Origin of the sequence: Pseudoalteromonas sp. BZB3 (genome assembly GCF_040104455.1) — a bacterium.
Taxonomy (GTDB): Bacteria; Pseudomonadota; Gammaproteobacteria; order Enterobacterales; family Alteromonadaceae; genus Pseudoalteromonas.
The window spans coordinates 344473-368320 of record NZ_JBECOS010000008.1 but is presented as its reverse complement, the minus strand read 5'-3'; the positions used below and the strand labels follow the sequence as shown (position 1 = coordinate 368320).

The 23848-nt window shown below is 41.5% G+C and carries 22 protein-coding genes and 5 tRNA genes; 11 read left to right on the top strand and 16 right to left on the bottom strand.

Features of this window, described 5'->3' with window-relative positions; genetic code table 11:
- The 5 genes from ABMY35_RS07530 to ABMY35_RS07510 are packed head-to-tail and all read left to right on the top strand — an operon-like array spanning position 1 to position 5272.
- Positions 1-1608 (top strand): ABC transporter substrate-binding protein, encoded by a 1608-nt coding sequence (locus tag ABMY35_RS07530; protein WP_349285635.1) that lies wholly within the window; start codon positions 1-3, stop codon positions 1606-1608.
- A complete protein-coding gene (locus tag ABMY35_RS07525; RefSeq protein WP_349285634.1) occupies positions 1608-2639 on the top strand; it encodes an ABC transporter permease in 1032 nt (343 codons plus the stop codon). Before ABMY35_RS07530 ends, ABMY35_RS07525 begins: the two co-directional genes overlap by 1 nt.
- The gene (locus ABMY35_RS07520; protein ID WP_130255298.1) at positions 2626-3519 is read left to right on the top strand and encodes an ABC transporter permease subunit; all 894 of its coding nucleotides are present in this window, start codon (positions 2626-2628) and stop codon (positions 3517-3519) included. The genes ABMY35_RS07525 and ABMY35_RS07520 overlap by 14 nt, the downstream gene beginning before the upstream one ends.
- Positions 3519-4526, top strand: coding sequence for an oligopeptide/dipeptide ABC transporter ATP-binding protein (locus tag ABMY35_RS07515; RefSeq protein WP_349285633.1), 1008 nt, complete (start codon positions 3519-3521; stop codon positions 4524-4526). The genes ABMY35_RS07520 and ABMY35_RS07515 overlap by 1 nt, the downstream gene beginning before the upstream one ends.
- Entirely contained in the window at positions 4511-5272 is a 762-nt protein-coding gene (locus ABMY35_RS07510; protein WP_349285632.1) for an ATP-binding cassette domain-containing protein, read from the top strand. The genes ABMY35_RS07515 and ABMY35_RS07510 overlap by 16 nt, the downstream gene beginning before the upstream one ends.
- A gap of 42 nt (positions 5273-5314) precedes the next feature.
- On the opposite strand, the gene ABMY35_RS07505 is transcribed toward ABMY35_RS07510, so the two are convergent.
- From ABMY35_RS07505 to ABMY35_RS07450, 12 genes are all read right to left on the bottom strand, one after another.
- Positions 5315-5863: a YkvA family protein gene (locus tag ABMY35_RS07505; RefSeq protein WP_349285631.1), complete on the bottom strand. Its 549-nt coding sequence runs from the start codon at positions 5861-5863 to the stop codon at positions 5315-5317.
- 170 nt (positions 5864-6033) lie between these two features.
- A complete protein-coding gene (gene ppiD, locus ABMY35_RS07500) occupies positions 6034-7944 on the bottom strand; it encodes a peptidylprolyl isomerase (protein WP_349285630.1) in 1911 nt (636 codons plus the stop codon).
- A gap of 159 nt (positions 7945-8103) precedes the next feature.
- Positions 8104-8376: a nucleoid-associated protein HU-beta gene (hupB, locus tag ABMY35_RS07495; RefSeq protein WP_010371157.1), complete on the bottom strand. Its 273-nt coding sequence runs from the start codon at positions 8374-8376 to the stop codon at positions 8104-8106.
- Between the two features lie 199 nt (positions 8377-8575).
- On the bottom strand, positions 8576-10945 hold the full coding sequence (gene lon, locus ABMY35_RS07490) for an endopeptidase La (RefSeq protein WP_349285629.1): 2370 nt from the start codon (positions 10943-10945) through the stop codon (positions 8576-8578).
- A 119-nt stretch (positions 10946-11064) separates the two neighbouring features.
- Complete coding sequence (clpX, locus tag ABMY35_RS07485) at positions 11065-12348, bottom strand: ATP-dependent protease ATP-binding subunit ClpX (RefSeq protein WP_349285628.1); 1284 nt, start codon at positions 12346-12348, stop codon at positions 11065-11067.
- A gap of 180 nt (positions 12349-12528) precedes the next feature.
- A complete protein-coding gene (gene clpP, locus ABMY35_RS07480) occupies positions 12529-13146 on the bottom strand; it encodes an ATP-dependent Clp endopeptidase proteolytic subunit ClpP (RefSeq protein ID WP_058030725.1) in 618 nt (205 codons plus the stop codon).
- Between the two features lie 142 nt (positions 13147-13288).
- On the bottom strand, positions 13289-14593 hold the full coding sequence (gene tig, locus ABMY35_RS07475) for a trigger factor (RefSeq protein ID WP_349285627.1): 1305 nt from the start codon (positions 14591-14593) through the stop codon (positions 13289-13291).
- A 255-nt stretch (positions 14594-14848) separates the two neighbouring features.
- Positions 14849-14925, bottom strand: a tRNA-Pro gene (locus ABMY35_RS07470).
- A 20-nt stretch (positions 14926-14945) separates the two neighbouring features.
- A tRNA-Pro gene (locus tag ABMY35_RS07465) sits at positions 14946-15022 on the bottom strand.
- A gap of 17 nt (positions 15023-15039) precedes the next feature.
- Positions 15040-15115, bottom strand: a tRNA-His gene (locus tag ABMY35_RS07460).
- Positions 15116-15140: 25 nt separating this feature from the next.
- Positions 15141-15217, bottom strand: a tRNA-Arg gene (locus tag ABMY35_RS07455).
- Between the two features lie 47 nt (positions 15218-15264).
- Positions 15265-15341 (bottom strand) — tRNA-Pro (locus ABMY35_RS07450).
- A gap of 615 nt (positions 15342-15956) precedes the next feature.
- Here ABMY35_RS07450 and folD point away from each other — a divergent pair.
- Positions 15957-16811, top strand: coding sequence for a bifunctional methylenetetrahydrofolate dehydrogenase/methenyltetrahydrofolate cyclohydrolase FolD (gene folD, locus ABMY35_RS07445; protein WP_349285626.1), 855 nt, complete (start codon positions 15957-15959; stop codon positions 16809-16811).
- A gap of 57 nt (positions 16812-16868) precedes the next feature.
- Here the strand turns inward: folD and aroC are convergent, their stop codons facing one another.
- Positions 16869-17972 carry a chorismate synthase gene (gene aroC, locus ABMY35_RS07440; protein WP_349285625.1) on the bottom strand — a complete coding sequence of 368 codons (1104 nt, stop codon included), beginning with the start codon at positions 17970-17972 and terminating at the stop codon, positions 16869-16871.
- Between the two features lie 50 nt (positions 17973-18022).
- On the bottom strand, positions 18023-18958 hold the full coding sequence (gene prmB / locus ABMY35_RS07435) for a 50S ribosomal protein L3 N(5)-glutamine methyltransferase (protein ID WP_138484075.1): 936 nt from the start codon (positions 18956-18958) through the stop codon (positions 18023-18025).
- An 89-nt stretch (positions 18959-19047) separates the two neighbouring features.
- Between prmB and smrB the strand changes: the two genes are divergently transcribed.
- From smrB to ABMY35_RS07420, 3 genes are all read left to right on the top strand, one after another.
- Positions 19048-19602: an endonuclease SmrB gene (gene smrB / locus ABMY35_RS07430; RefSeq protein WP_058030729.1), complete on the top strand. Its 555-nt coding sequence runs from the start codon at positions 19048-19050 to the stop codon at positions 19600-19602.
- A 94-nt stretch (positions 19603-19696) separates the two neighbouring features.
- Positions 19697-20497: a response regulator gene (locus ABMY35_RS07425; RefSeq protein WP_349285624.1), complete on the top strand. Its 801-nt coding sequence runs from the start codon at positions 19697-19699 to the stop codon at positions 20495-20497.
- 175 nt (positions 20498-20672) lie between these two features.
- Positions 20673-20912 (top strand): hypothetical protein, encoded by a 240-nt coding sequence (locus ABMY35_RS07420; RefSeq protein ID WP_349285623.1) that lies wholly within the window; start codon positions 20673-20675, stop codon positions 20910-20912.
- A gap of 212 nt (positions 20913-21124) precedes the next feature.
- On the opposite strand, the gene ABMY35_RS07415 is transcribed toward ABMY35_RS07420, so the two are convergent.
- Together ABMY35_RS07415 and fadR are read right to left on the bottom strand one after the other, a co-directional pair.
- Positions 21125-21730 (bottom strand): peroxiredoxin C, encoded by a 606-nt coding sequence (locus tag ABMY35_RS07415; RefSeq protein WP_130255311.1) that lies wholly within the window; start codon positions 21728-21730, stop codon positions 21125-21127.
- Positions 21731-21967: 237 nt separating this feature from the next.
- Positions 21968-22681, bottom strand: coding sequence for a fatty acid metabolism transcriptional regulator FadR (gene fadR, locus ABMY35_RS07410; RefSeq protein WP_349285622.1), 714 nt, complete (start codon positions 22679-22681; stop codon positions 21968-21970).
- A 289-nt stretch (positions 22682-22970) separates the two neighbouring features.
- Between fadR and dsbB the strand changes: the two genes are divergently transcribed.
- Together dsbB and ABMY35_RS07400 are read left to right on the top strand one after the other, a co-directional pair.
- Positions 22971-23489 (top strand): disulfide bond formation protein DsbB, encoded by a 519-nt coding sequence (gene dsbB / locus ABMY35_RS07405; RefSeq protein WP_349285621.1) that lies wholly within the window; start codon positions 22971-22973, stop codon positions 23487-23489.
- 6 nt (positions 23490-23495) lie between these two features.
- Positions 23496-23801, top strand: coding sequence for a DUF6170 family protein (locus tag ABMY35_RS07400; RefSeq protein WP_349285620.1), 306 nt, complete (start codon positions 23496-23498; stop codon positions 23799-23801).
- Positions 23802-23848: the final 47 nt, after the last annotated feature.

Here is a 23848-nt window from a genome sequence, read left to right as displayed (position 1 = left end):
GTGCGAATACTGCTGCTGGGCACGCTGTGTACTTTGCTAATAGGCTGCATTGATAAGCCCAATGTGAAGTTAAATGAAAAAAACCAAGGGTTAGTTTATTGTGCTGAAGCCAACCCGATGACATTTAACCCACAAGTCACAACGACGGGCTCGACCATAGATCTGATAGCAAACCAGCTGTATGACCGCTTAATCAGCATTGATCCAGATACAGCAGAGTTTAAGTCTGAACTTGCTGAATCTTGGGGGGTGTCAGATGATGGCACAACCATCACCTTTTATTTACGAAAAGGCGTGAAATTTCATCACACTGATTACTTCACGCCTAGCCGAGAAATGACCGCCGATGACGTGGTGTTTTCTTTTGACCGCTTATTCAATGTGTATAACCCCTATCACTTTGTTGGCGATGCGACTTACCCCTATTTTCAAAGTGTCGGTTTAGATCAGCTGATACAAGAGATTATCAAAGTCGATGATTACACAGTGCAGTTTAAACTGTTTAATGCTGAAAGCAGCTTTTTATCAAACTTAGCAACTGACTTTGCTGTGATTACTTCTAAAGAGTACGCAGACATTTTGGTAGCGACAGAGAATAAGTCTCAGTTTGATAATAAACCGATAGGCACCGGCCCTTATAAATATAAACAATACCTCCGAGATAACTTGGTCCGTTATCATAAGAATGAATCTTACTGGAAACACCCTGTAGCTATGTCGCAATTGGTGTTCGATATCACAACCAACAATACCAGCCGTATTGCCAAGATGTTGACGAAAGAATGTGATGTCACCGCGCATCCAAGTGCTTCACAATTGGCGGTGTTAAGCAAACGTGCTGATATAACCGTAGATAAAGCTGAAAACCTAAATATTGGCTATTGGGCATTCAATACCGAAAAAGAGCCTTTTGATAATTCTCTTGTCCGTAAGGCGCTCGCCCACTCTGTTGATTTCAATAAAATTCTACAAGCTGTTTTTTATGGTAATGGCCAAATTGCAAAATCTTATTTGCCACCTGCTTCTTGGGCGTTTGCTGAACAAGAGAGTATGCCAACCTATAACCCGACTTTAGCAAGAAAATACCTTGATATGGCTGGCTACGAAGAAGGCTTTGAAATGACTATTTGGGCAATGCCGGTATCTAGAATTTATAATCCCAATGCGCGCAAAATGGCAGAGCTTATTCAGAGCGATTTAAAACAAATTGGCGTGACAGCGAAAATAGTCGAGTACGAGTGGAATACATTTATTGAACGTATTGGTAAACATGAGCATGACAGTGTATTACTCGGCTGGGTTGCTGATACGCCAGACCCTGATAACTTTTTTAGTCCACTATTGAGTTGTACAGCGACTTTCAGCGATAAAAACCCAGCGAATTGGTGTAATCCAGAATTTGACTTACTACTGACTAAAGCGCTCGACACAACAGATATCGAAGAAAGAAAAGCATTTTATGCCCAAGCTCAAGCCATGATCATTGACCAGCTCCCGCTTGTGCCAATTGCTCACGGCATGCGCTTTCAGGCTTCAAGCAAAGAGGTTAAAGGCATCGACTTGAAGCCATTTGGTGGGATCTCTTTAGCAAATGCAAGGAAACAGTAATGCGCGAGTATTTATTCAGACGACTTAGCCTTTTAATATTCATGCTGCTTACTCTGACTGCATTTACTTTTTCTTTGAACTATTTGTTTCCGGGTGATGTGCTTACAAATCTCAGTGGTCAGGTAAATAGTAGTTATGCGCAGTCACAAGCATTGGCCGATAAGTACCAATTAGAAGAGAACATCATTGTGCAGTATGGTGCGTTTCTAGTCCGCATCGTTGATGGCGATTGGGGCTACTCTCTATCATCTGGACAACCCGTTTTTGAGCATATTTTATTGCTCTTCCCCGCCACAATTGAACTGTGTGTTTATGCACTTATTGTTGCAATTGTGTTTGGTATTCCAGCAGGTGTCATTGCCGCTGTTTTTCATAAACGATGGCCTGATAAAGTCATTAACTCCCTCACTTTAATGGGCTTTTCTATTCCCATCTTTTGGTTGGCTTTATTGTTGATTATGGTGTTTTGCTTGGGGTTAGGTTTATTCCCCATGTCTGGAAGAATTGGCCTACTCTATGAAATTGAGCCTTATAGCCACTTTATTTTGATCGATATTATCGCGCAGGGCTTTCCATACGGTGGCTTTGCATTCATTGATGCATTAAAGCACTTAGCATTGCCAACCATTGTACTCGCTATGTATCCGACAACAGTGTTAATTCGATTTACTCGCGACTCAATGCTCAATGTACTTGAACAAAACTATATTAAAACTGCTCGCGCTAAAGGCTTAAACCGTCGTCAGTTGATTTTGCATCATGCGCTTAGAAATGCACTTTTGCCTGTGATTAAGCAAATCGGTCTACAGTTTAGTACTTTGTTAACACTTGCCATGATCACCGAGGTGATATTCTCTTGGCCAGGTGTTGGCCGCTGGTTGATTGAAAGTATATATCAACGAGATTACCCAGCGATCCAAGGTGGTTTATTAGCTGTGTCTGTGTTTGTTATTTTCGCTAATATGTTTGCTGAATTTAGCCATACCGTGTTAAACCCTATTTCTCGGAATCAAGCGCATGGCAAAATTTAAATTATTTAGTGAAGAGTCAAACCGTTCGCCCCTTTCTCGCTTATGGAAGAAGTTCAAGGCTAACCACCCTGCGCTTGTTGGCTTATGGATTTTTATTGCACTTACTTTATTAGCGCTGTTCGCGCCACTTATTTCACCTTACAGCATAAATCAGCAACATGCTGATGCACTCTTACTCCCGCCTTCATGGCATGATGCTGGTGATGTAAGGTTTATACTCGGCACCGACGACCTTGGCCGAGATATTCTGTCGAGACTGATGAACGGGGCAACGTTCACCTTTGGTTTATCTATCATTGCAGCTTTAATTACCACCGCTTTAGGTGTCATTATTGGCTCGCTAGCAGGTATGAGTAAAGGTATTCGCTCAAGCTTTTTTAATCACCTACTCGACATCACCTTGTCTATTCCCTCGTTGTTATTAGCTATCATCATCATCGCTATCTTAGGGCCAGGCTTGCTTAATACGGTGTGGGCGATCATTTTAGCCTTGCTTCCTCAATACGTGCATTCAATCAGAAACTTAGTGGTAGAAGAGCTGAGTAAAGATTACATCAGTGCCTTTCGCTTAGATGGTGCCAGCAAGTGGAAGATACTGGTTCGAGGCGTATTTCCTAATATTTACGAGCATATTGTGGTTATTTTCACTATGGCACTTTCAACGGCTATCTTGGATATTGCAGCACTGGGGTTCCTGAAACTAGGGGCTCAGCCACCGACGACTGAATGGGGCGCTATTTTGGCTGAAAACCTCGGCCTAATTTACCTGGCACCATGGACTGTTGGTTTGCCTGGTGTGCTATTATTTATCGCTGTTTTATCGACGAACCTTGTAGGTGATGGTTTGAGACAAGTATTGAAAGATCGAAAGGCTGATTGATGCATTTACTCGATATCAAAAACTTAACCATAGAGCTACCAACCGAAAATGGTGTTATTCGCGCTGTTGATAAAGTGAATTTGAGCCTAAAAGAAGGTGAAGTACATGCGCTGGTTGGCGAGTCAGGCTCTGGCAAAAGCTTAATCGCAAAGGCCATTGTCGGGGTTTTAAATAAACGCTGGCGTGTCACAGCCGATAGGATGCATTGGCAAGGGGTCGACTTAATGCGCTTGCCACCCGAAAAGCGCCGAAAACTAGTCAGCCAAGATATTGCAATGATCTATCAAGAGCCGAGTAGAAGCCTTGACCCAACTGCAAAAATATTTGAACAAGTCTCAGAGTCAATCCCTGAAGAGTCGTTAAGTGGTAACTTTTTAGTTCGCAGACAACTAAGAAAAAAGCGCGTCAAAGCGTTACTTCATAAAGTGGGGATCAGAGACGATAAGCGTGTGGCTGATAGCTATCCTCACGAGCTTTCTGAAGGGATCTGCCAAAAAGTCATGATAGCCATGGCCATTGCTAGAAACCCCAAACTGTTAATTGCTGATGAGCCGACTACGGCACTTGAAAGCACCACAAGAGCACAGGTTTTTAGACTATTAAAAAGTCTCAATCAGCTCAAGAACATGTCTGTATTGATGATCTCTCATGAACTCGAAGAAATCACCACTTGGTCTCACGCTATGCATGTATTGTACTGTGGTCAGATGGTTGAGGCTGGGCCCACAGAAAAAGTATTTAATGCACCGCTACACCCTTATACGCAAGCCTTAGTTAAAAGTTTACCTGATTACGCACAGGGGCTTGCCCATAAAGAGAGTTTTTATGCGCTTAAAGGCACTATCCCACCATTGCAGCACTTACCTATTGGTTGCCGCTTAGGGCCTAGGTGCCCACAAGCGCAAAAGCAGTGTGTAGTCACGCCCAAGCAAAAAAAATCACATGGCCATACTTATGCTTGTCACTTCCCTTTATTAAAGGAAGATAAAAAATGCAACCCATCTTAAAAGTTCAGTCTTTGCATAAGACCTATCGCGTTAGAGTCGGATTACTAAAAAGAAAAAATGTACCGGTATTGACCAATATATCCTTTTGCTTAGGTAAGGGTGAAACCATCGCCGTTATAGGTGAAACTGGCGCAGGTAAAAGCACTTTGGCAAAACTATTAGCCGGTGCAGAGCAAGCCGAAACAGGACAAATTTTACTAGATGGGACAACCATAGAAGACGATGGCGTTAGGCAAGATCACTGTCGCCATATTCGTATGATTTTCCAAGATCCAACCCGCTCTCTCAACCCAGGTCTTACAATAGGTGAAATACTCGATGACTGCTTGAGTTACAACACAGAGTTAACTCACAAACAACGAGATAAAAAAATCGCCCATGTTTTAATTCGAGTTGGTTTGCTTGAAGAGCACTACCATTACTATCCGCACATGTTTAGTGGGGGGCAGTTACAGCGTGTTGCACTTGCTAGAGCACTTATTTTAGATCCTAAGGTTTTGGTACTCGATGAAGCCTTATCGTCGCTAGACCCATCTGTTAGGGCGCAAACAGTCAATCTCTTGTTAGCATTACAGAGAGAAACTGGCTTGAGCTATGTTTTGATCACACATCATTTAAGCTTAGTCAAACACATGAGTGATAGCTTGTTAGTACTTAACAAAGGCAAGGTGGTTGAATACGGAAAAACCGCTCAAGTATTTGCTCAACCCAAATCTAAGGTAATGAAAAGGCTGCTTAACGTGTAAGCAGCCTTTTTGAAATTTATGTCTGTTATTAAGTAAACAGAATTACATGATGCGAGAAAATAGGCGAGATTTACGGCCTTGACGTTGTCGGCGCATGTTAGAGCGGATCTGAGCACGCGTACCAGCCAACCAGCTCTCACGGTCAACTTTTGCATCTTCACCTCGGCGAGACTCCTCAGTCGCTCTGAAGCTACAGAATTCTGAATATGCTTTAAGATCTAGAGACATATCTTGTAAAACAAGTTCAATCATAATCGCATCGTCGATATAACCAAGACCAGGAATATGATCAGGTACTACATCTTCAGGCTCGCTGAAGTATGCTAACGAAGCAATAATTTCTTTTCTTTCTTCTTCTGGGATCTGCCACTCTGTATCTTGAACTGCATCAATTAACGTCGCCAAAGACGCCATTCTTGTGCGAACAAATTCTGGCAGTTCACTCTTTTCCATCTCATCAACTAGTTGTTGCGCTTTGGTTAAGATTTCACTTTCTGAGTAGTGTGAAGTTTTACTTATAACTTTGTCCATCATGCTCTTAAAATGCGCTAAATCTGCGTCTGATAGTTCAAAGTTGATTTCGATTGCCATGTTCCCAGCTCCCTGAGTTTTTATTGTTTGTAGATATTACTCTAACCATAGAGCAATGGTGATTTATGTCAATAATAGAGCGTACAAAAACCCAGCAAACTTGCTATTGTTTTGTAAATTAAAATAAAAAAAGCGCCATCAAGGCGCTTTTATGTTCATAAGATATTTACTTAATTTTCTTCAGTAACTTGAACTGCTGGACGAACCACCTCAGCTTTTGATTCAAGAGCAGAAACAAACGCTAAGTAGTTTTTATTTATCGCCGACATGGTAATGCCCTGCTTTTGCTGCGCATCTAGTTCAGCCGTAATTTCAGGGGTTGTTACAGAGTTCAATTGAACAAGTGCTACATCACCGTTATTTAACGTGACTAAACTTTCAATTTTGCCGCCTTCTGAAGGGTGAGGTAAAGCAAATACCTCTTTCACAATCGCAGGCGCAACAGAATAAGATTGACGTTGCAGAGCTGCCTCAGTACTAACCTCAGTCGCTTCAGCTGACGCAATCTCTTGTAGCGCTTTACCTGCTTTAAACTCAGTAAATAAGTTTTCTGAATATTCAGCAAGTAACGATGATGCTTTTTCATTTGTTAAAGTCGATACAATTTGTTCTTTTACTGCTTCAAGCGGCTTAGTTGCAGCAGCAACGTGCTCTGTTACACGAACAACCACAAAATGCTCAGGTGCCACTTCTAACACTTCAGAGTTCACTTTGTCTTCAAGTAACTCTGGTGTAAAGATAGTTGTTGAAACAGCTGGTGAATTTAAAGGTGCAGGTAACATCATACGACTAACTAGTTCAGTTGTTTTCAACTCAACACCTGCAGCAAGTGATGCATCTTCTAAAGTATCAGCAACTTCGAACGCAAGCTCAGCTACTTCAGTTTGCTTTTGATAGAACACATCTAGCTTCGCATTCTTTTCAAGTTCAGCTCTAAGTTCAGCGGCAACTTCTTCAAACGGTTTCTCAACTTGCGCTTGTAAATCTGTCAATTTAATAATGTGATAACCAAACTCAGTTGCAACAACGTCAGTAAAGTCACCGATATTTGCCAGTGCAAATGCTGCATCTTCAAACGCAGGTTCCATCACATCACGTTCAATCCAATCAAGGTCACCGCCAAGTTCAGCACTGACGATGTCATCAGATTTTTCTTCAGCTAAGGTAGCAAAGTCTGCGCCCGCTTTTAATTCAGCTAAGATAGCGTTAGCTTTTTCTTCTGCTGCAGCATCATCTTCGCTGTTATCGATAAGAATGTGCGCAACACGACGCTTTTCTTCTTCTAAATACTGTGACTTACTTTCTTCATAGTAAGCGCGTACATCTTCATCAGTCACTGGCGTATCTAAAGTAATATCATCAGCTTTTAATTCTAGATACTGAACAGCAACTTGCTCTGGCGCCATAAATTGTTGCTGATTCAGCTGATAATAATCATTCACTTCTTCATCAGATACCGACACTTGAGACTTCATTTTCTCTTTTGTCAGAACCACATAATCGATGTTTCGTGTTTGTTGTTGCAGTGCTGCTGTTTGCTGTAATTCGCTTGGCAACACAAAATCAGAACCAGCAACAGCAGAAACCAGTTGTGTACGTGTCATTTCTTCACGTAGAAACTCTCTGAATGTGTCTGGTTGGAAGTTCATCTGACGGATCGCACGTAGGTAAGCGTCATTGTTAAACTGACCTGCGACTTGGAAATAAGGCATTTCAACAATCGCTTGCTTCACTTGCTCGTCACTGACACGTAAGCCTAACTGAAGCGCAAGTTGGTTTTGTAATTCTTGTTGTACCAAACGGTCAATCACGCCATTGCGGATCTGTGCCATGTAGTTTGGGTCAGCTGCAATTTGCGCAAAGTATTCACCAAACTGTTGTTCAAGACGCGCACGCTCATTTTCAAAAGCACGTGAGAACTCAGTTTGACTAATTTGAACTCCATTAACTTCTGCGACAGGTTGCTCTGTGGTTTGACCTAGGTAACCACCTATCCCTGCTAACGCAAAAGACAGGATAACTAAGCCAAGGATAATTTTGGCTGCAAGGCCCTGTGAGCCTTCTCTGATCTTTTCTAGCATTGTTGTTTCTCTTATCTAAGCCAAAGCACGCACGCGCTTTGATTTTTAGCTATTGTAAAAAAAGCGTATCTTAACAGATACGCTTTTTTACTTGAAGCTACACGAGACTGACTTAGCGTTATAAACGTGAATCAGTGTAAAGCCTCGTCACTAATTTAATTAGTTTACTGCGTCTTTCAGTGCTTTACCCGCTTTGAAAGAAGGAATGTTCGCAGCTGCGATTTGGATAGTTTCACCAGTCTGTGGGTTACGGCCTGAACGTGCAGCACGCTCACGTACAGAAAAAGTACCGAAACCAACTAATGCTACAGAATCGCCATCTTTTAACGCACCAGTAACTGACTCGATGAATGAATCTAGCGCACGACCTGCCGCTGCTTTAGAGATATCAGCATCAGCTGCGATTTGATCGATTAATTGAGATTTATTCACAATATCATCCTCTTACATTGTTATTATCAAAAGCGAGAGCATTTTTTGATAACTACCACTTTTTGTTATTACTACTAGAAAGTGAACTACTTTCTAATTCTTAAAATCTTTGTAAGCCTAAGCCACATAAGGCCTAGGCTTGAATCAGAGCTTAACTTATCACACCAATGTGATTTGAAAAGCCCTTTACAGCACTTTTTTAGCTATTTTCGACTTTTTTCTGAGTTTCAACAGAAAATGACTCGATTGGTTCAGCTAAAGCCAGTGATAACACCTCGTCAATCCAAGAAACTGGGTGAATTTCTAGGCCTTCAAGTACATTCTGAGGAATCTCTTTCAAGTCTCTTTCATTCACTTTTGGAATAACAACGGTTTTAATACCGCCACGATGTGCTGCCAGTAGCTTTTCTTTTAAACCACCGATAGGCAGTACTTCACCACGTAAAGTGATCTCACCTGTCATCGCCACATCAGAACGAACTGGGTTACCAGTAAGGCTAGAAACTAAAGCAGTCACCATAGCAATACCGGCACTCGGCCCATCTTTAGGTGTTGCACCTTCTGGCACGTGTACGTGAATATCACGCTTTTCATAGAAGTCATCATTAATGCGCAATTTATCAGTGCGACTACGAACAACCGTCATAGCTGCCTGGATCGACTCTTGCATTACATCACCCAAAGAGCCTGTAAATGACAGCTTACCTTTGCCTGGCATAGACGCACATTCGATAGTCAGTAAGTCACCACCAACTTCAGTCCATGCCAAGCCAGTCACTTGGCCAATTCTGTCACCGTCTTCTGCTTTACCAAAGTCGTGGCGATGTACACCTAAATAAGACTCTAAATTATCGCCATTAATAACAATTTGCTTATTGTCTTTGTTTAATAAGATGTCTTTTACCGCTTTACGGCAAAGCTTTGAGATCTCACGTTCTAGGCTACGAACACCCGCTTCACGCGTGTAATAACGAATAATACCTATAATAGCGCTATCTTCGATTTCAACCTCACCTTCTTTCAAGCCATTACGCTTGATCTGCTTTGGAATAAGGTGCTGCTTAGAAATATTCAGCTTTTCATCTTCGGTATAACCAGATAGGCGGATCACTTCCATACGGTCAAGAAGAGGACCTGGAATATTGAAGCTGTTAGACGTCGCAACGAACATCACATCTGATAAGTCGTAATCGACTTCTAAATAGTGATCTGCAAAGGTGCTGTTTTGTTCTGGATCTAATACTTCTAACAATGCAGAGGCTGGATCACCACGCATATCCGATGACATCTTATCTATTTCATCAAGCAAGAATAATGGGTTCTTCACCCCAACTTTACTCATGCTTTGAATGAGTTTGCCTGGCATTGAACCAATGTAAGTTCTACGGTGACCACGGATCTCAGCTTCATCACGAACACCACCCAGTGCCATACGCACATACTTACGACCCGTGGAACGTGCAATTGACTGACCTAAACTGGTTTTACCTACGCCTGGAGGACCCACTAAACATAGGATTGGACCTTTTAGTTTGTTGGTACGCTGTTGAACTGCTAGGTATTCAATAATGCGTTCTTTTACTTTCTCAAGGCCATAGTGATCAGCATTTAAGACTTTTTCAGCGCCAGCTAAATCTTTTTTCACCTTAGAACGCTTCTTCCAAGGTACATTGATCATGGTATCAATGTACGAACGCACGACTGTCGCTTCTGCAGACATTGGTGACATCATTTTTAACTTGTTCAGTTCAGCTGTGGCTTTTTCTTCTGCCTCTTTAGGCATTTGTGCTTCGCTGATACGCTTTTTCAACGCTTCAAATTCATCAGGTACATCATCCAGCTCACCTAACTCTTTTTGAATCGCTTTCATTTGTTCGTTCAGATAGTACTCACGCTGCGATTTTTCCATCTGCTTTTTAACGCGAGAACGGATTTTTTTCTCTACTTGTAGTAGGTCAATTTCACCTTCCATAAGCGCCATTAAGTACTCTAAGCGCTCTGTTACGCTTTCAAGCTCTAAAACTTTCTGCTTTTCTGGTACCTTAATAGGCATATGTGCAGCCATAGTATCGGCTAGTCGTGCTGCTTCATCGATGCCAGACACAGAGGATAAAACTTCTGGTGGGATCTTCTTATTAAGCTTTACATAGCCTTCAAATTGGCTAATTGCACTGCGCACGAAAATATCTTGTTCTTGCTCATCAATATTTTGTGAAGCAACAAACTGTGCAGTCGCAGAAAAGTATTCGTCAGTTTCGATAAATGATTCAATACGCGCTCTTTGAGTACCTTCTACTAGCACCTTAACTGTGCCATCAGGTAATTTTAATAACTGTAATACAGTCGCGATTGTACCTGTTGTATAAATTTCATCTGTTGAAGGATCATCAACCGCAGCATCCATCTGCGCGGCTAGAAAAATTTGCTTGTCTTTTTCCATCGCCGCTTCAAGACATCTGATCGATTTCTCACGACCAACAAATAGCGGGATCACCATATGCGGATACACAACTACGTCGCGTAGGGCCAACACAGGAATTTCGACTCGATCAGTTCTCTCAAGTGTCATTATTTTCTCTTCGCATTTTGGTTATTCGTTAATAATGGCAATATGGGGATTAAACCCATAAAGTTCAACCGATTGATAAAAAAAGGAGCCATTGGCTCCTTTTTTATACCGAATCTTAATTATTCTGAAACAGCTTTGTCTTGGTTGCCGTTTTCGTAAAGAAGAATTGGATCTGATTCACCTTTAATCACAGTCTCATCAATAACGACTTTACTGACATCTTCTATTGAAGGTAAATCATACATGGTATCTAGCAGTACACCTTCAACAATAGAACGCAGGCCTCGAGCACCTGTTTTACGTTCCATCGCTTTATGTGCAATCGCTTTAAGGGCGTCTTCTCTAAACTCTAATTCAACACCCTCCATTTTGAAAAGTGCACCAAATTGTTTAGTCAGCGCGTTTTTAGGCTCACTTAAAATTTGAATAAGAGCTGCTTCATCAAGCTCTGTCAGCGTCGCTACAACTGGAAGACGACCGATAAATTCTGGGATTAAACCGTACTTCACTAAATCTTCAGGCTCAACATCTTTAAATGTTTCACTTAAAGAACGCTCTGAATCTGACGCTTTAACGTCTGCACCAAAACCAATACCTGTGTTTTTATGACTGCGCTGTTCAATGACTTTATCAAGCCCAGCAAATGCACCACCACAGATGAACAAGATTTTAGAAGTGTCTACCTGCAAGAACTCTTGTTGAGGGTGCTTACGGCCACCTTGTGGTGGCACTGACGCAACGGTACCTTCAATCAGCTTAAGTAAAGCTTGCTGAACGCCTTCACCTGATACATCACGCGTAATTGATGGATTGTCTGACTTACGAGAAATTTTGTCAATTTCGTCAATATAAACAATACCACGCTGTGCTTTTTCTACATCGTAATCACATTTCTGTAGCAGCTTTTGAATGATGTTTTCAACGTCTTCACCAACATAACCCGCTTCAGTTAATGTTGTTGCATCAGCCATAGTAAATGGTACATCAAGTAATCTTGCCAGCGTTTCTGCTAGTAGCGTTTTACCACTACCCGTTGGACCGATAAGTAGAATGTTACTCTTACCTAGTTCAACTTCAGACTTTACAGATTGATTCTTTAAACGCTTGTAATGGTTATATACAGCAACGGCTAAAACTTTCTTAGCGTGCTCTTGACCAATAACATAGTCGTCTAAGTGATTACGGATCTCTTTAGGAACAGGTAGTTTATCACCAGAATCATGCTTTGGTGCAATATCTTTGATTTCTTCCCTAATAATGTCGTTGCACAGATCGACGCATTCGTCACAAATATAAACAGAAGGTCCAGCAATCAGCTTTCTCACTTCATGTTGGCTTTTGCCACAAAATGAGCAATATAAAAGCTTTGTATTTTTGTCGCCGTCTGTTGGTGTATCTGACATTCAGCTACCTCATCGTTTTGCGTTATCTGCTCTAGATAACAATAATCATGTTGTTAACTATATCAAAGAATCTAAAAATTAGCATAGTTAACATAGGGCAAATTAACTTTGCCCTGATTTATACCAATAATCTTAAATAAATGATCAATTTTGAGAAATATTGATGATTGGAACTATAACTTATTTTAAATCTCTGCGAGTGTGAACTGCATCGATTAGACCATACTCTAATGCCTGCTCTGCAGTCATAAAGTTATCACGGTCTGTGTCGTGTGCTACTTTTTCGTATTCTTGACCTGTGTGATCAGCCATTAAACGATTTAGTTTTTCTTTGATAGATAAAATCTCTTTTGCATGAATTTCAAAATCAGACGCCTGACCTTGGAAGCCACCTAATGGTTGGTGGATCATCACGCGAGAGTTCGGTAAGCAGTAACGTTTACCTTTTGCACCACCTGACAATAAGAATGCGCCCATGCTCGCTGCTTGGCCAACACATACCGTACTTACATCAGGTTTGATGAAGTTCATAGTGTCATAAATTGACATCCCCGCCGTTACCGAACCGCCAGGCGAGTTGATGTATAAATAAATATCTTTATCAGGACTTTCAGATTCTAAGAATAATAGTTGCGCCACAATAAGGTTTGCCATGTGGTCTTCAACTTGTCCAGTTAAGAAAATAATACGTTCTTTTAAAAGACGTGAATAAATGTCAAAAGAGCGTTCACCTTTCGCTGTTTGCTCAACAACCATAGGGACTAATGCATTAAGTGGATCAAACATACCATCATTCATTGTTATTCATTCCTTAGGAGCCGCCAAAATCTGGCGCTGCGTTTTGCGGATATTTTACCTACAGAAAGTAAAATGGCTCGGATCCTCAAAAAGAGTATCACGAGCCATTAAATCGTTAGCAAAGCTTTAAGTCAATGACTTATTAAGCACCTTGCTGTGGATTCATGATGTCGTCGAATGCTTTTTCAACGTCAGTCACTGCAGCTTTTGCAAGAATAGCTTCAACAGCTTGTTCTTCCATAGCTACGTTACGCATTTGCTGCATCATTTGATCGTTTGATTTGTAGTATGCAACTACTTCACTTGGATCTTCATAAGCAGATGCAACTGATGCAATTAGCTCTTCAACTTTAACGTCATCAACTTTGATGTCGTTTGACTTGATCACTTCACCAAGAAGTAGACCAGTCTTAACGCGAGTTACTGCTTGCTCGTGGAAAAGCTCAGCTGGTAGCTCAGGCATGTTTTGTGCGTTGCCGCCAAAACGTTGTGCCGCTTGTTGACGAAGCGCATCGATTTCTTGGTCGATAAGTGACTTAGGCACTTCAACTTCGTTAGTCTCTAAAAGACCTTTGATAGCTTGGTCTTTTACGTTCGCTTTAACTGCTTGAGTTAGCTCACGAGACATGTTCTTTTTAACTTCTTCTTTAAGTGCGTCAACGCCACCTTCAGCAACACCAAACTTAGTTGCGAATTCGTCGTTTAGCTCAGGAAGTTCTTGAACTTCTACTTTCTTCACAGTGATGGTGAATTGAGCTGGCTTACCTTTTAGGTTTTCAGCGTGGTATTCTTCAGGGAAAGTTACATCAGCAACAACTTCTTCGCCTGCTTTTTTACCAACGATACCGTCTTCGAAACCAGGGATCATACGACCTTGACCTAGCTCTAGAGGGAAATCTTCAGCTTTACCGCCTTCGAACTCTTCACCGTCAACAGTACCTAGGAAATCAACTGTTACACGGTCGTTTTCGCCAGCAGCTGCATCGCTTTCAGTCCAAGTAGCGTGTTGCTTACGAAGTGTTTCTAGCATGTTAGCTAGATCTTCGTCAGTTACATCAACAACTGGCTTTTCAACAGCGATTTTCTCAAGGTCTTTTAGTTCAACTTCTGGGTAAACTTCAAAAGTTGCTTCGAATACTAGCTCTTTGCCTTCTTCTAAAGACTTAGGTGCGAACGCAGGTGCGCCAGCTGGGTTTAGCTTTTCAGAAACAATTGCTTCGATGTAGTTGCGTTGCATGATATCGCCAGCAACTTCTTGACGTACAGCTGCACCGTAACGCTTAGCGATTACTTTTACTGGTACCTTACCTGGACGGAAACCATCGATACGCTGAGTTCTAGACAGTTGTTGTAAGCGTTTTTTAACTTCAGTCTCAACGTTCTCTGCAGGAACGGTGATAGTCAGACGGCGCTCAAGGCCTTGAGTCGTCTCAACAGAAACTTGCATGATTTACCTCAATCTTCATTTTTGGCGCCAATGCGCCTTCCTTAGAAACAAGTTGCACTAATTAGCTTAGTTAAAAACGCAATACGTGTATTTAACCCTATTAGACAATCTTGTTGCCTGCCCTACTGGGCGCTATGTTAAACAATAGACGCGGCATTATAACCGATTCATTGCTGTAGTCGAGCTATGAAGGTAAATAAATAGTGAATAACAGACTGACTGATTAAAAGATGACTAAAAAGAGAGAGTATAAGATGGTCGGCGATGCAGGATTTGAACCTGCGACCCCTTGGACCCAAACCAAGTGCGCTACCAAACTGCGCTAATCGCCGACAATATATTTTTTGAGAAGTGGTCGGCGATGCAGGATTTGAACCTGCGACCCCTTGGACCCAAACCAAGTGCGCTACCAAACTGCGCTAATCGCCGATAAAAGAGTATGTAGATGGGGCGACTGATGGGGCTCGAACCCACGACAACCGGAATCACAATCCAGGGCTCTACCAACTGAGCTACAGCCGCCACTACATAAGGACTAAAATAAGAATGGCGCACCCTGAAGGATTCGAACCTTCGACCGACGCCTTAGAAGGGCGTTGCTCTATCCAGCTGAGCTAAGGGCGCAAACTCGAAGTAAACATCAAAAATGCTACTTTTTCTTATCTTAAAAGTGGTCGGCGATGCAGGATTTGAACCTGCGACCCCTTGGACCCAAACCAAGTGCGCTACCAAACTGCGCTAATCGCCGATACCATTTTGTTATCTCCGAGAGTCCTCGTTGACAACGGGGTGCATAATAGTGATTTGACCGATTGAGGTCAAACATTTTTTTTAGAAAATATTCCAACTGCCTATTTTTACTTCAAAATGATGAATAAATAACAAGAAATGATGAAAAACAAACAGTTTTCAGTAGTTTTTACTTTATGTATAAAAGTATATACCCAAACTTCCTCAAGATGCATGATTCAGAGCGCTGCCTTCTGTTCTAGTTCGAGGAAAAGGACGCAGCGTAATGACGAGTCCTTTCCAAGTTCTTTGACGATGAAATAGGACTGAAAGCACGCTCCCTTGGGCGAGTTTGATTGGCTTTCATACTGCGTTATCAATTTTCGATTTAGAACCACTAGACCTTCAAATCGATGCCTTGTCTGACAGCCAATCAATTCTCGCTGAACCTCGTATCGTGAGGTGGTTTGGGTATATATTACTATAAAGATGATTCTTACCTTGGCGAATTAAGGCATTTCTGAGAAAATACGTATTTAGAGTTACAATCAATTGATTGTAACTAGATACAAAGTAACCCCATAAATACACTTTGTATGATTCGTTCAAGTTTATAACCCCAATAAGGTCAATCATGACGGCAAACATAATTGATGGAAAGGCGATCGCCAAACAAGTTCGTACTAATGTTGCACAGCGCGTTGCTGAGCGAATAGAACAAGGTTTAAGAGCGCCTGGTCTTGCAGTAGTTTTAGTAGGCCAAGATCCTGCTAGCCAAGTTTACGTAGGTTCAAAACGTAAAGCCTGTGAAGAAGTGGGTTTTGTCTCTAAATCTTACGATTTACCAGGCGACACCACAGAAACAGAGCTACTTGAATTAGTAGACACGCTAAATAATGATCCAGAAGTCGATGGCATTCTGGTGCAATTACCTCTGCCAGAAGGATTAGACGCAGAAAAAGTACTTGAACGTATTACACCGCATAAAGACGTTGATGGCTTCCACCCTTACAACGTCGGTCGCCTAGCGCAACGTATGCCGGCACTTCGCCCATGTACACCAAAAGGCATCATCACTTTACTTGATTCAACAGGCGTAAGATATAAAGGTATGCATGCAGTTGTAGTGGGCGCTTCAAATATCGTTGGCCGCCCAATGTCACTAGAACTATTACTTGCAGGTTGTACTACGACGGTTTGCCACAAATTCACGCAAGATCTAGAAGCACACGTTCGCCGCGCAGACTTACTTGTTGTTGCAGTCGGTAAGCCTGAGTTTATTCCAGGCGACTGGGTTAAAGAAGGTGCTATCGTGATCGATGTAGGTATTAACCGTTTAGAGTCTGGCAAACTAGTCGGTGATGTGCAGTACGGCATCGCTGAAGAAAAAGCCAGCTTTATTACACCAGTACCTGGTGGTGTCGGCCCAATGACTGTCGCAAGCTTAATCGAGAATACGCTTGAAGCCTGCGAAAAATACAACAGCTAAAAACTGTTACCCATAAAAAACGCCACAAAAAAGTGGCGTTTTTTGTTTTTGTCAGGCTTATGCGGGTTTCTGAGCTGGAATAGGCCCATGCTCAAGATTGACATGCGGGTTTTGACCTCGCTGTCTTAATAGATGATCCATTAAAGTAATGGCTAACATGGCTTCTGCAATTGGAATCGCACGAATGCCAACACACGGGTCGTGACGACCTTTAGTGATCATCTCTACTGACTCATTTTGTGTGTTAATGCTTTGGCCTGGAATAGTAATACTTGAGGTAGGCTTTAATGCAATCGATGCGACAATGTCTTGTCCTGTAGAAATACCGGCTAATACGCCTCCTGCGTGATTGCTGGTAAAACCTTCTGGTGTTAACTCATCACGATGCTCAGAGCCCTTCTGCTCTATCACATCAAAACCATCGCCAATCTCTACGCCTTTAACCGCATTAATACTCATTAATGAATGGGCTATTTCAGCATCGAGTCGGTCGAATACAGGCTCGCCTAACCCAACAGGCACATTTTTCGCGACTAATGTCACTTTCGCACCAATAGAGTCGCCCTGTTTTTTCAAATCGCGCATATATTCGTCTAGCGACTCTAATTTTGTGTCATCTGGAAAAAAGAATGGATTTGTTTCTACCACTGACCAATCAAACTTTTCAGCTTTGATAGGACCCAATTGTGATAAACAAGCATTAATCTCAATACCATGAAATTGCTTTAGATACTTTTTAGCAATGGCACCTGCAGCAACACGGATTGCAGTTTCACGCGCTGAAGAGCGACCGCCACCACGATAATCACGGTGACCGTATTTGTGCCAATATGTGTAGTCACCATGACCAGGACGAAACACTTCAGCAATTTTACTGTAGTCTTTCGAACGTTGATCGGTATTTTCAATTAACAGACCAATACTAGTTCCTGTGGTTTTACCTTCAAAAACGCCCGATAAAATTTTAATTTCATCACCTTCACGCCTTTGCGTGGTATAACGGCTTTGACCTGGTTTACGTCTGTCTAGGTCGAACTGCATATCCGCTTCTGTTAACTCTAGTCCTGCGGGTACGCCATCAATAACGCCCCCCAATGCTACCCCATGGCTCTCACCAAAGGTACTGACCTTAAAAAGTTGGCCAATGCTATTACCTGCCATTATTCACCCTCATTCCAAATGACATTTAAAAAACTGATTAAAAATTAAATTTAATCAGCAAAATACTCGACGAGTTGTTGTTTTGAGATCATAAACACGCCTAATCCACCATGTTCAAACTCTAACCATGTAAATGGCGCGTTTGGATATAGTGCATCCATATGTACCATAGAGTTACCTACTTCAACAAATAACAAACCGTTATCAGTTAGATGTTCCGCCGCTTCTTGCAAGATAACACGAGTCACATCTAAGCCATCTTCACCCGATGCTAAACCGAGCTCTGGCTCATGGTGAAACTCCTCTGGTAAATCTGACATATCTTCCGCATCGACATACGGCGGGTTTGCGACGATTAGGTCATACTTCTGACCCGGTACACCACTGAATACATCGGATTGGATCGCAAACACCTGCTCTTGCATCATGTGCTCAGTAATATTGATATCTGCCACTTCTAGCGCATCAAAAGAGATATCAACCGCATCTACTTGCGCATGTTCAAACGCTTTTGCCAATGCTATCGCAATACATGCAGAGCCAGTACACATATCGAGAATACGCGTTACTTTTGTAGGCTCTGTGACCCAAGGTGCAAATTGCTTTTTGATCATTTCAGCAAATGGCGAACGTGGAACAAGTACCCGCTCATCTACATAAAAAGGCAAACCGCCAAACCAAGCCTGATTAGTCAGATATGGAACCGGCGTTCTGTCATTGACACGTGCTAATATATAACCCATTAAATGTTGTTTTTCGCTACTGGTTAAACGCGCATTTAATAACTCTTTTGGGGTATCTAATGGCAAGTTTAAAACGGGTAAAACAAGGCTTACGGCTTCATCCCAGGCATTGTCGGTACCATGACCGTAAAACAGCCCATTATTCACAAACTGCGTCGTTGTCCAACGTAACCAGTCTTGAATCGTGAATAGTTCAGAACACGCTTCTTGCGCCAACTCATCTGTAATTTGTAACTCTGTCATACGGTACTCAATAATTTGACAATAATTCTGCTGCCATTGTAGCCGTTTTTCAGCTAGGTTTTTATGCTTTTTTTATTTAGAATGCGCCAATGAACAAAGATAAATCACACATAAGCATGCAAGACGACGACATCGACCTATTTCGTCAGTCAATTTCTGGTGCCACAAAGATAAAACAAGATACCGTGCAATTTAAACGTGATAACACCCCGTTTAAAGGTAAAATTGTTGCTGAACAAACTAAGCAACACAAAGCAGAATTTTATTTTTCTGACGAATATATCCCAGATATCGATACCCACGGCACGGTAAATTATGTGCGTGAAGGCGCTGATAAATTCTTAGCTAAACAATTACGACGTGGCGATATTGCGCCTGAGTTAATTTTAGATTTGCACGGCTTAAGTAAAGACAGCGCAAAAGAAGAGTTGGCTGCTTTGATCCATGCCTGTAAAAAACAACACCATTATTGTGCTTGTGTTGTACATGGTATTGGTGAACATATCCTCAGACATAAAGTGCCACAGTATTTGGTTCAGCACCCAGATATTTTAGCAATGCATCAAGCTCCTCTTGAGTATGGTGGTAAAGGCGCAGTGTTGATTTTAATTGATATTCCCGAATCTGATATTTACAGACGCTAATTTGCCCTTTAAAAAGTCATTTCAAACTAGCTAATAGGATGTTAATTGGTTACATTAACGTCCTTATTTTGGTTAATTGAAAGTAGTACTAATCATGAATGAGCTTCTCAGTGCAGATCTTGCTATCCTGCTTGTTGAGCCCTCAGCAACACAAAGAAAAATTATTGCAAAAGAGCTTGAATCTGAAGGCGTAACGAACATCGACTTTGCAGATACCGTAGACTCTGCAAAAAGCTTTCTAGAAAAACATAGGCCTGACCTAGTTATCTCTAGCCTACATTTGAGTGATGGCAGTGCCCTCGATGTTCAACAGTATATTGCTGAAATCCAACCCGAACAGCCGATCCCTTTTATGCTGGTTTCAAGTGAAACACGCAAAGCCCAGCTTGAAGCATTTAAGCAATCTGGTGTAGTGGCGATCTTGCCTAAGCCTTTTACTAAGGTGCACCTTGGTCGCGCACTCAATGCAACCTTAGACTTACTGTCTCCGCAAGAGCTTGAGCTTGAACTATACGATGTGCAAGATTTGCGTATTCTTATTGTTGATGACTCACGACTGGCGAGAAATCATATTCGTCGTGTGCTAACTAATTTGGGGGCAAGCCGTTTTACTGAAGCTGAAGATGGTGAACAAGCGATAAACTTCTTAAATGAACAGATGTTTGACCTCATTGTCACAGACTTTAATATGCCAAATGTAAATGGCCAAGAGTTAGCTGAGCATATTCGTAACTCAGGTGAGCACTCTCATATTCCTATCTTGATGGTGACATCTGAAGCCAATGACACTCATCTTGCAAACGTTGCACAGTCTGGTGTTAACGCATTATGCGACAAACCTTTTGAACCTGAAGTAGTTAAGCAGTTACTGCACTCAATTTTAGAGCAAGATTAACTAAAATTTAGTTTTTTTTACCACTTCATGTTGGTGAAAATAATCAAATGTTATTTTCACCAACTTTCCATAAAAAGTTAAACCAAATAAAAACAATGACTTAAAATATTTTTATCGATTGGCACAACCTTTGTAATAGTTATTGCGACTAACTAATCATACAAAGGAGAACGTCATGAACTCACTAGTTAAAGCAACATTAATCGGCACGGTATTATTCACAGCTTCTTCAGTACAGGCTAATGAAAACCCTATTACAGCTGAAATTAGTAATCTGATCTCAAATGCGATTAGCGCGAGTATCGAAGAAGTTAAGAAAAATACACTTGAGACAGCATCTAAAGTATTGAAGTCTGAATCTGATAAGCATGCTAAGAAAGCAGTTAAAAACGACAAGGAAGAAAACAATGGCTAATGAATTAACGCTAGTGAGTCTTTTGGCAACCCCAGTTATCAGCCTGTTTGCCGTTTATTTAAGTGTTGAACTATTCAAACGCGTTGGCCAGTTAAATTTATGGGGGTAAGTATATGACTTGCACAATTTACTCCCAAAGAACATCATTTCACTATTTTTCGCAGGCACAAAAAAGCCCGCAACCGCGGGCTTTTAAAAACTAAAGGGCTAAATTATAGCTCGCCTTCGTTCTCAGCTAGGAACTTAGCAACACCTTCTGGGCTTGCGTCCATACCTGATTTACCTTCAGTCCAACCTGCTGGACATACTTCACCGTGCTCTTCGTGGAACGCTAGTGCGTCAACCATGCGAAGCATTTCGTCGATGTTACGACCTAGAGGAAGATCGTTAACTACTTGGTGACGTACGTTACCTTCAGCGTCGATTAGGAATGAACCACGGAAAGCAACACCAGCTTCTGGGTGCTCAACGTCGTATGCTTGACAGATTTCGTGTTTAACGTCAGCAACTAAGTCGTATTTAACTGGACCAATACCACCTTCGTTTACTGGTGTGTTACGCCATGCATTGTGTGAGAATTGAGAATCGATTGAAACACCGATAACTTCAACACCACGCTTTTGGAACTCGTCGTAACGCTTGTCGAAAGCGATTAGCTCTGAAGGACAAACGAAAGTGAAGTCTAGTGGGTAAAAGAATACAACCGCTTTTTTACCTTTAATACGCTCGTGAAGGTTGTAACCATCAACGATCTCACCGTTACCTAATACTGCTGCTGCTGTAAAGTCAGGTGCCTTGCGGCCTACTAATACACCCATGGTTTTCTCCAATTAGTTAGGGTTATATCCAATGCAAAATGACAATATCAATTTGCTTTGACACTTATTATTGAGGCTAGTTATAAAAAAACAACCCCAATTAAAAATTTTCACAAGTTTATGGGGACACTCAAAAAATTGAAAATCAAATAAACCGATAGCTACAATCAGTTTTTTTGATTGTATAAACTATAGGCATAAAAAAAGCCCCTACGGGCTTTTTTCAATCAATAGAGTTTAGTCCATGATATCTGATGGCATATCACCACGGATTTGCTGCCAAATTTCACCACTTTGATGACCATATTTTCTTAGTAAAGAAATTGAACCATCGAAGTCGCCTTTTTCAGCCAACGCTATAAGGTCTAAATAAAATTGCTTAGCCAGTGCGCGGGTACGTGGGTCTGAGAAATAATGACCACCAATCTTAGAATAAAGGCCTTTGAAACCATTTAGCACCAAAACATAAATTCGGTTGTTACCTGCTAACGCTAGCTGATGGTGAACTTGATAGTCAAAATCTGCAAATGCCTGAGCGTTATCTTCTATGTCTTTACTCTTTTCAAGCGTTTCAATTACAGCCTGTGGATTTACTTTAATTGCCGCACGCGTATAAATTGCGCTGATGTTGGTACGTGCAGATAAAAGCTGATCAGTCAGCTCTGGCATTTTATCTTCATCAAGACGCGCAAGTGTCTCAAGAATATTTAAACCTGATGTTTCCCAGAAGTTATTTACGCGGGTAGGTTTACCATGCTGAATCGTCAACCAGCCATCACGCGCCAAGCGCTGCAATACTTCACGTAACGTTGTGCGAGTTACGCCAATCAGCTCAGAGAGTTCTCTTTCAGCTGGTAAAATTGAACCTGGTGGAAATTCACCATTCCAAATTGATTCAACAATATATTCCTCAGCAAATCCCGCTGGGCTTTTAGCTTTAAAAATTCTCATCTAACACCGCTTTAATCTTGGCAACTGCAATTTAATCCACTGATTGTACCAGATGCTTTGCAACTAACAAGTGGAGAAGTCGCCCTGTTTTACAATTCATTTTTTGTTCTACTGGTTAAGTAAAATTTACCAACTACCGTTAATTCTTGCAGCTTATAACCTCTGTCAGCATAATACCCACAACGTAATTCAGTTTCGCAGCATTTAGGTTCGCTTAACCTGAAAAATTGAACCTATTTGTAATGCAAGTTATCTGATAGCTAACTTAATATAACAATAAGAGAATCTTATGAACTGGTTGAACACCCTTCCTACTTCCAGAAAAGCGTGGGGCCTGTTGGCACTGACAGCATTTTTACTTGAAGTCACGGCTTTATACTTTCAATACGCAATGGGCTTAGAGCCTTGTATCATGTGTATTTATCAAAGAACGGCTGTGTTGGGCGTGTTTGCCGCAGGTCTTATTGGTTTTATTTCCCCAAGTAACGGTATTTTCCGTGGTATTGGCGCTGCAACATGGGGCGTAAGTAGTATTTGGGGTTACATGTTGGCAAAAGAGCATTTAAATATGCAAACCACAACTGATCCATTTGCGTTCACTTGCGATATTGTTCCTAACTTCCCAGAGTTTATGCCATTACATGAGTGGATCCCGGCGTTTTTTGCCGCAACCGGTGATTGTGGCAGCATAGACTGGCAGTTTGTTGGTTTAAGCATGCCTGGTTGGATGGAAGTCATTTTCGCGTTATATGCGATCAGCTTCTTAGTTGTTGTACCATTTATTCTTTGGTCTTTAGTAAAAAAGTAACATTAAATGCATTTTAATCTTCGCAATATTGAGCAGTTAAAGCCTTACAAGCTTCGTGATAAGCAACAAATCATCGCCATAGCTTTGAGTCACTTAGAAGCGCCTGAAAAAGTGTTATTAGGCTGCTGTAAACTCGCCATCCTAATGCCATTTTTTATTTCTTTGGCTTATTTTGAAGGCTGGTACTTACTACCACCTTTGTTGCTGGCAGGTATCTTATACCCTCTTCTCACTACGCCTCTGGAAATTGCATTTACCAAAAGCAAACTGAAGGATGCCATTGCTGAGTTTGAAAGGCAAAACCAAAACTAGAAAAGGGCAATTTTGCCCTTTTCTAGTTTTTCATCTGAGCATTTAAA